This is a genomic window from Chrysiogenia bacterium, assembly GCA_020434085.1.
Lineage (GTDB): Bacteria > JAGRBM01 > JAGRBM01 > JAGRBM01 > JAGRBM01 > JAGRBM01.
In genome coordinates this window covers 1-7,182 of sequence record JAGRBM010000042.1, presented here as the reverse complement: position 1 = coordinate 7,182, position 7,182 = coordinate 1, and the positions used below count along the sequence as shown (strand labels likewise).

Annotated in this window: 8 protein-coding genes; 1 reads left to right on the top strand and 7 read right to left on the bottom strand. The window is 64.2% G+C overall.

Going from position 1 to position 7,182, the window contains the following annotated elements:
- Positions 1-41: 41 nt before the first annotated feature.
- The 5 genes from KDH09_01155 to KDH09_01135 form a co-directional block, all read right to left on the bottom strand.
- A complete protein-coding gene (locus tag KDH09_01155) occupies positions 42-1,316 on the bottom strand; it encodes a geranylgeranyl reductase family protein (GenBank protein MCB0218275.1) in 1,275 nt (424 codons plus the stop codon).
- A 40-nt stretch (positions 1,317-1,356) separates the two neighbouring features.
- Positions 1,357-2,067 (bottom strand): lipoyl(octanoyl) transferase LipB, encoded by a 711-nt coding sequence (gene lipB, locus KDH09_01150; protein ID MCB0218274.1) that lies wholly within the window; start codon positions 2,065-2,067, stop codon positions 1,357-1,359.
- A gap of 1 nt (position 2,068) precedes the next feature.
- The gene (locus KDH09_01145) at positions 2,069-2,464 is read right to left on the bottom strand and encodes a hypothetical protein (GenBank protein MCB0218273.1); all 396 of its coding nucleotides are present in this window, start codon (positions 2,462-2,464) and stop codon (positions 2,069-2,071) included.
- Positions 2,461-3,087: a hypothetical protein gene (locus KDH09_01140; protein MCB0218272.1), complete on the bottom strand. Its 627-nt coding sequence runs from the start codon at positions 3,085-3,087 to the stop codon at positions 2,461-2,463. Before KDH09_01140 ends, KDH09_01145 begins: the two co-directional genes overlap by 4 nt.
- 125 nt (positions 3,088-3,212) lie before the next feature.
- Positions 3,213-3,446: a 50S ribosomal protein L28 gene (locus KDH09_01135; GenBank protein ID MCB0218271.1), complete on the bottom strand. Its 234-nt coding sequence runs from the start codon at positions 3,444-3,446 to the stop codon at positions 3,213-3,215.
- A gap of 319 nt (positions 3,447-3,765) precedes the next feature.
- Here KDH09_01135 and KDH09_01130 point away from each other — a divergent pair, with 319 nt between their 5' ends.
- Entirely contained in the window at positions 3,766-5,211 is a 1,446-nt protein-coding gene (locus KDH09_01130) for a glucose-6-phosphate isomerase (GenBank protein ID MCB0218270.1), read from the top strand.
- A gap of 14 nt (positions 5,212-5,225) precedes the next feature.
- On the opposite strand, the gene KDH09_01125 is transcribed toward KDH09_01130, so the two are convergent.
- Together KDH09_01125 and KDH09_01120 are read right to left on the bottom strand one after the other, a co-directional pair.
- Positions 5,226-5,552 carry a (2Fe-2S) ferredoxin domain-containing protein gene (locus KDH09_01125; GenBank protein ID MCB0218269.1) on the bottom strand — a complete coding sequence of 109 codons (327 nt, stop codon included), beginning with the start codon at positions 5,550-5,552 and terminating at the stop codon, positions 5,226-5,228.
- Positions 5,553-5,707: 155 nt separating this feature from the next.
- A partial coding sequence (locus KDH09_01120; protein MCB0218268.1) for a response regulator occupies positions 5,708-7,182 on the bottom strand: 1,475 nt, incomplete at its 5' end.

The following is a 7,182-nucleotide window of genomic DNA, read 5'->3' as shown; positions in this document are numbered from 1 at the left end:
CAATGCATTCGTAGGGGCGGGGTCTACCCGCCCCTGTTGGTTCACGCAGGCAGTTCTTTCGCCCTTGGATACAGGAACGGGAAATAGATCCGCGCCCACACGGCGGGAGAGAAAAAGTTCCACGCGCTGCCGTTGCCGGTGACGACGAGGAACAGGCGCTCGGAGAGCTTGGGGTCGGCGGCGCAGCGAGTGAAGATCCAGTCGGCAAGATAGGGCATCTTGTCGAGCAACGTCATGATGAAGAATCCGCGGCGGCGAAGCGGCAGGTACATGCGGGCCAGCGAGCCCATGTAGCTGGCCAGTGAACCCTGCTCCCCGGCCGCCAGGCATTCCTGCGCCGCATGCGCCGCGGCAAGGCCGGAGTAGAGGGCCTCGAAGATCCCCTCGCCCGTGAGCGGATCGGCAAGGCCCGCCGCATCGCCCAGCAACAGCGCGTTGCCGAAATGCACGCGGCGCGCCGGATCGTAGTAGGTGATGGGATAGCCCTGCACCGGGCCGCAGGGGTTGGCGCCCTCGAGAATCTGCCCCGGTCCGCCGGTGCGCTCGAGGAAGCGGGCGTAGTGTTCCTTCATGGAGATGCCGCTCTTCTTGAGCGTGCTCGTGTGGATGTAGACACCGATATTGGCGCGGTCCTTTGCTCCCTCGGGGAAGATCCAGCCGTAACCCGGTGCCACTTCCTTTGTGAAGTGGAACTCCATGTCCTGTCCCAGGTTCTTGAGCCCGTCGACGTGGCCGCGCACGGCAAGCGTCACGTGCTCGCGTTTTTCGCCGCCGGTGAGCGCCTTGCGCATCAGCGAGTGCTCGCCATCGGCGCAGAGCAGGATCTTCGGTTTCACCACGACACGCTCGCCGTCTGCGTTCTTGAGCGTCACGGATTTTACGAACTCGCGCTCGACTTCGAGGGACTCGAAGCTCCAGCCCGGCGCGAAGCGCGCACCGGCTTTTACCGCGTGATCGAGGATCATCTTGTCGAAGTCCATGCGCGGGATGACGTGGCCGTAGTCCAGAGAATTGGGGTCGTCGGGCGAGCCCTCGTATTTGGCCCGCCAGCGCTTGCCGCCCGGGGATACCAGGCCCACGAAAGTCTGGCGGTCGTACTTGCGGTCAAGCTCACCCAGATCGATGCCCAGCTCGCGCAGGCATTCGAGCGAGAGCGGACTGATGCCGTCTCCGCAGATCTTGTCGCGCGGAAAGTCGGTCTTGTCGACGATCTGCACGTCGATGCCCGCCTTGGCCAGCATGGCCCCCGCTGCCGAGCCCGAGGGACCCGCTCCAACAATCAGCACGCTTTTTTCGAGATTTCGCTCCAACGACATCGCCCTGTCGCCTCCATGCTTTGACCTGTTGTGGTCTGTGTCAGTTTACCCCGCCGAGCACGGAAACGCCCGCGCCGGCTCCAAGTTCGCTTGCGGGAATTTCTTCCTCGCCCAGATTCAGTCGCGCGGCCATGGACCGGGCCACGCACTCCCCCATGGTGCGCACGTCAGGCGCATCGCCCAGTTGGTCGGCAACGCTCGTCACCGTGCGCCCGTGCAGGCCGCAGGCCACGATCCCCTTGTAGTCGCCCAGGTTGGGCGCGACGTTGAGCGCGAAGCCGTGGCGCGAGACCCCGCGGCTCACGTGAATGCCGATGGCCGCGATCTTCGCCTTGCCAAGCCACACGCCCGGCTCGTTGCATTCGATCTGGCCGGGAATGCCGAGCGGTTCGAGCACGTCGATGATTGCGCGCTCGATGAGTTCCACCCAGGCGCGCACGCCGATCTCGCGCCCGCGAATGTCCACGATGGGATAGCCCACGAGCTGTCCGGGACCGTGGTAGGTCACCTTGCCGCCGCGGTCGGTCTTGATGAGCTCGATGCCGCGCGCGGTACGCTCGTGCTGATTCCAGAGAATTTCCTCGGGCGCGGTGCGCCGCCCGGCGGTGTAGATGCGATCGTGTTCGAGAAGCAGCAGCGTGTCGCGTCCCTCGCCCCGTTCGCGCTCGGCGGCAAGCTTCTGCTGCAGCGCGAGGCCATCCCCGTAGGGGACCCTGCCGAGCCAGCTCCAGCCGAGCGCTTCGCCGTTCATCTCAGTCGTCCCTCAGATGGCGCGCGTAGGGCGGCACGCCGCGCAGCCTCTGGCGCCGCTCGTCGAGATCGATCTCATCGAGGTCGTCGAGCCATTCCTCATACGCGTCTTCGTATTCGCCGAGGGGGGCTTCAAGAAACTTCAGATGGATGGGAACGTCTTCGGGCAGGGCGAGGTTCATGTCGATGCGTTCGACAAAGCTGAGGACTTCCTTGGCCGCGGAGTTGTATTCGTCTTCGACATCGTCGAATTCGAGCAGTTCTTCCTCGAACAGGGCGGCGGCCCACTCCATCAGTTCCTCGGCGCTCAGCTCGCCGTCCTGCCAGGCGCGAAGGCGCGAGGCCAGGTGGGCGCGCGTTACCAGCACGTCACTCTCGCTCAGGGTCGGTCCACTCACCAGTGCAGCTCTCCCAGATACCAGGTCATCACGACGGCGGTGGGCAGGATTCCCAGCGCCAGGCCGACCGCGATTTCCACGGGCCGGTGTTCGCGACATGCCAGTCTGCCCCAGCATGCGGCCGCAACCAAGAGCCAGATGGGCCAGAATGCCAGCCCCTCCACCCAGCACAGCGCCGTGGCGATGCCGGCGTTGCCGGCGGCGTGGAGCGAGGCTTTCACGTAACGATTGGCCAGCGTCATCGCCGCCGCCGAGATCACGCCCGCCGCCACGACCGCCAGAATCTCCGTCGGCGCGCCGTAGGCCGAAAACACCAGATAGATGAGCGCCAGATCCACCAGGCCGATGGGGTAGAACCACTTGCGGTCTTCGTGGCGCGTCAGGAAGAAATCGCTGACCACGCCCGAGCGCTCGAGCAGATAGATGATACCGAGGGGAAAAATCAGGCCGAGAAAGCCGATCCAGCCGATGAGCTCGAGGACTTCGGAGTTCACGCCACCAAAAGCGCGGATACCCACGTAGAGCGAGACCGGCGTGCCCACAAAGAGCGGATGCGTGGGCCAGGAAACCCACTTGCCCACGCGCGCGAGGGAATTGTCGATGTCGATGGCCTCGCCGTCCACGCGCTGGGCCCTCCGCTTTGCTTGCGTAAAGTTTCAAGTCGCCTTGAAACCCTAGCCGCCCCGCGCCCAAAAGAAAAAGCCCCCGGAATTCCGGGGGCTTTCGAATATCACGGGAGAATGCAGCTCTAGCTGGTCGCGGGCTGCTCGCTGCGCGAATAGCTCTTCACACGCGGGGCCTTGGTGACCTTGTTGCCGCGAATGCACGCGGTGCACACGGTCTTGTGCGTGGTGCCGCCGGGAACAACCACGCGCACGCGCTGGATGTTGGCACTCCACTTCTTGCGGGTCTTGTTGTTGGCGTGGGAAACATTGTTCCCGAACTGGGGTCCCTTGCCGCAAACTTCACAGCGCTTGGCCATGGCTAAATCCTCTTGCAATCTTTCTGTGTTTGTCCGCCCGTCAGCAACTGACGTAGGGGTCGCACCACCTGCTCCCCGACGCGGAAAGGCTCCTCTTGTAACCCAGCCTTTCGCCAAAGGCAAACCCCCTTGATTTGATCGCCGCTTCGGTGCATTTTGGAGGGGTCTGGGGGCTTTTTCAGGGTGTGCAGGGGACTTCGTGCCCGCCGCCCGCATCGGGCCGGGGAGTCGGCGCCACGCGCGCCGTAACCTGTTGGAATCACTGGAATTACTCCAGTCGGCCGCTCCATCCACTCCGCCCCCAGCGGAGAACGCCAGCATGGCAACCAGCAAGAGCACGCCCGCGCCCGTACGCCTCGATACCCGTTGGATCTACGACGTGGAGCTGCCGCTTGGCGGCCTGACCGCGGCGGATTTCGAATCCCTGCTGCCCACGGCCATCCGGGCCCACCGCCAGATCCAGACCGAGCGCGAGAAGGGCCGCATGGGCTTCTATGAGCTGGCCGACCCCTCCGCCGCCATCTGGAAGCAGTCCCGCCGCGTGGCGACGCAGACCTGGAAGAAGGAATTCACCGATCTGGTCGTGCTGGGCATCGGCGGCAGCGCCCTGGGCGCGCGCGCCCTCCAGCAGGCGCTCGCCCCGGAAACGATCCCCGGCTCGGCGGCCTCATTCAGGACCAAACCCAAAAAGGCGCAGCGCGTGTGGTTCCTCGACAACGTGGACCCGGGCACGGTGCTCACGACCTTCGATGCGCTCGACCCGAAGAAAACGCTGGTCAACTGCATCAGCAAGTCCGGCGGCACGGTGGAAACCGCCGCGCAGCTCCACATCATTGCCAAGCGCTTCCAGAAGGCGCTTGGCACCAAGTGGAAGGACCACTTCGTCTTCACCACCGATCCCGAAGACGGAGAGCTGCGCCGCCTGGCACGCCAGGAAGGCATCGCCACACTCGAAGTGCCGCCCTCGGTGGGCGGTCGCTTCAGCGTGCTGAGCGCCGTGGGACTCTTCCCCGCCGCGCTCATGGGAATCCAGGGACAGCAGATCATCGAGGGCGCGGTCGCCATGCGCGCGCGCTGCGAAGACGGCGAAGTCGAGAACAACCCCGCCTATTTCTACGCCGCCGCGCACAAGCTGCTCGGCAAGAAGAACAAGGTCTCCGTCAATGTGCTGATGCCTTACTGCGACCGGCTGCAGCTCTTCGGCCAGTGGTATTCCCAGCTCTGGGCCGAATCGCTGGGTAAGCGGACCACCCGCACCGGCAAGCTCATCAACGCCGGCTACACGCCGGTCGTCGCCATGGGCGCCACCGACCAGCACTCTCAGCTCCAACTCTACCTCGAAGGGCCCAAGGACAAGCTCGTCACCCTGCTCTCGGTCGAGGACCTGGGCAAGGACGTCGCCATTCCGCCGACGGTAGCAGGCAGCAAAAAAGACGCGGCCATGTCCTTCCTGGGCGGGCACAAGCTCGGCGAGCTTTTGAAGGCCGAGCGCGACGCCACCAAGGCGGCGCTCTGCCGCAACGGCGTCCCCGTGCTCGACCTGCGCGTTCCGGCCGTCAATCCCCACACCATGGGCGAGCTGATCTTCTTCTTCGAAGTCGCCACCGTCTTCGCGGGCGAGCTGCTCGGCGTCAACCCGCTCGACCAGCCCGCCGTCGAAGTGGGCAAACGCTACGCCAACGCCATCATGGGCCGCCCGGGTTTCGAAGACCTGGCCGACGACGTCGCACCCTTCAGGGCGCCGGATACGAAGTTTCTGAAATAACAAAGAGGGCGGGGTTACCCGCCCTGCAGCTTCACGCGGATCTTGTCGTCGGCGATGGCTTCGAGGTCCGAGAGATCGCTGCCCTTGCCCTCGAGGTAGTCGACGAGGCGCGGGACGTCGGCGAGCTTCAAGTCGGCGAGCCACTTGCCCTCGGGCCAGAGCACGGCGTTCACCCCTTTGAGACAAAGCCCCATGCAACTGCACGCCCCGTCGCGCGAGCGAAGGCGCAGGCCCCTGGCGCGCAGTTCTTCCTTGAGTGCGTCGCGCACCGCGACAGCGCCGAACTGGGCGCAGGAAGATTCATCGGTGCAGACGAGGATGTGGTGGTCGAGGTATTTCATGGGCGGATCAGATTATTTGGAAGAATCGTCCACGTCCACGACCACGTAAAACGTCCGCGACAAACGAGAAGAAGACGCGCAGGCACCCGTGGACGTGGACGTAGACGAAAGAAGTTGGGGCACCGCTACGCGCTCCGCAAGCAAAGATGAAGAGCTCAGCCCTCGTCCCACTCCGTCTGGAGCGGTTCGCGGATGCATTCGAGCAGGATTTCGCGGGTGAAGGGTTTGACCAGCACATCGAGAACGCCGGCGTCGAAGGCGCGGTCGTGAATGTCCTCGTCGTCGACGCCGGTGGCGACGACGATGGGCAGGCTGCGCGCCATTTGTTCGCGGCGCAGTTCTTCGAGGAAGACGATGCCCTCCTGGTCGGGCAGGCGCAGGTCCATGATGAGCAGGTCGATGGGCTGGCTCAAAACGATTCGCCGCGCATCGGCACCGTCGACGGCGCTGATGACTTCGTATCCCTGATCGCGCAGAAATCCGCCGATGAGCTCGAAGATGAAATCGCTCTGCTCGGCGATGAGGATCTTCTTCTTGGGCGCCTGGCGCAGCTCGGGCGGCGGTTTGATGGGCAGGGAGATGACGAAGTGCGCGCCCTCGCCCGGTGCCGAGTCCACCATCACGCGGCCGGTGTGTTGTTCGACCACGCGCTTGGCCAGCGCGAGCCCCAGGCCCAGCCCGTCGTGTTCGCGGGTGGAGCTGGTGTCGAGCTGATGGAAATCGGTGAAGATCTCCTTCATCTGTTCCTTGGTAAAGCCCGGCCCCTGATCGGTGACATGGATCAGGATCTCCGAGGGGCCCGATTCGGCCATGGCCAGGAAGGCGTTATCCACCACGCTCGAGTCCTGCGTGGCCTCGATCATCACCGTCACGGCCGAGCCATCGGGTGAGAATTTTACCGCGTTGTCGATGAGCCCGTCGAGCACGGCTTCAATTTTCTTGCGGTCGGCTTCCATCGTGGTGATGTCGGCGTCGAATCCGGCGGTGCGAATCTTGATCCCGCGCTCAGCGGCGTAGGGCTTGTGATATTCGATCACGGACTTGAGCAGTTCGCGTGGATCGAATTCCGAAAACTTGAGGTTCGGCCGCTCGTCATTGGTCTCGGTGAAGACGAGCACCTTGCTCACCAGTTTGAGCAGGTGCGTGGCCTTGCGATGGATCTGCTCGATCGACTCGTTCTGGTCTTCGTTGAAGTCTTCCTCGTCGAGCTGGAGCAGCTCGGTAAAGCCGAGGATCGCCGTGAGCGGCGTGCGCAGTTCGTGGTTGACGTTGGCGACGAAGTCGCTCTTGAGGCGGTCGAGCGTCTGCAGGCGCTGGTAGGCCTGGCGCAGTTCCAGGTTCTGCGCTTCGAGATCGGCGTAGGACTGCTCGGTCGAGGCGACCTGCATTTCGCTGGCCAGCATCCCGCGGTAGTGGGCGTAGAGCAGCGATTCCATGGTCGTGCCCAGCAGGTCGGCACTCTCGGCGTCGATCACCTTGCCGTCCATGGGGATGAGCGCCACCGCGCCGGCCACGTCCATGTCCAGCTTGAGCGGCGCAAGGCGCGCGCCCTGCCCTACTTCGGGCAGGTCGCAGGGCTTGAGCGTGTCGTAGAGAATGTCGGATTTCTCCGCCGCGGCGGCCTGAATCT

Coding starts and splice junctions, on each gene's coding strand:
- KDH09_01130 (MCB0218270.1), top strand. CDS start 3,766: ATGGCAACCAGCAAGAGCACGCCCGCGCCCGTACGCCTCGATACCCGT.
- KDH09_01155 (MCB0218275.1), bottom strand. CDS start 1,316: ATGTCGTTGGAGCGAAATCTCGAAAAAAGCGTGCTGATTGTTGGAGCG.
- KDH09_01125 (MCB0218269.1), bottom strand. CDS start 5,552: ATGAAATACCTCGACCACCACATCCTCGTCTGCACCGATGAATCTTCC.
- KDH09_01135 (MCB0218271.1), bottom strand. CDS start 3,446: ATGGCCAAGCGCTGTGAAGTTTGCGGCAAGGGACCCCAGTTCGGGAAC.
- lipB (MCB0218274.1), bottom strand. CDS start 2,067: ATGAACGGCGAAGCGCTCGGCTGGAGCTGGCTCGGCAGGGTCCCCTAC.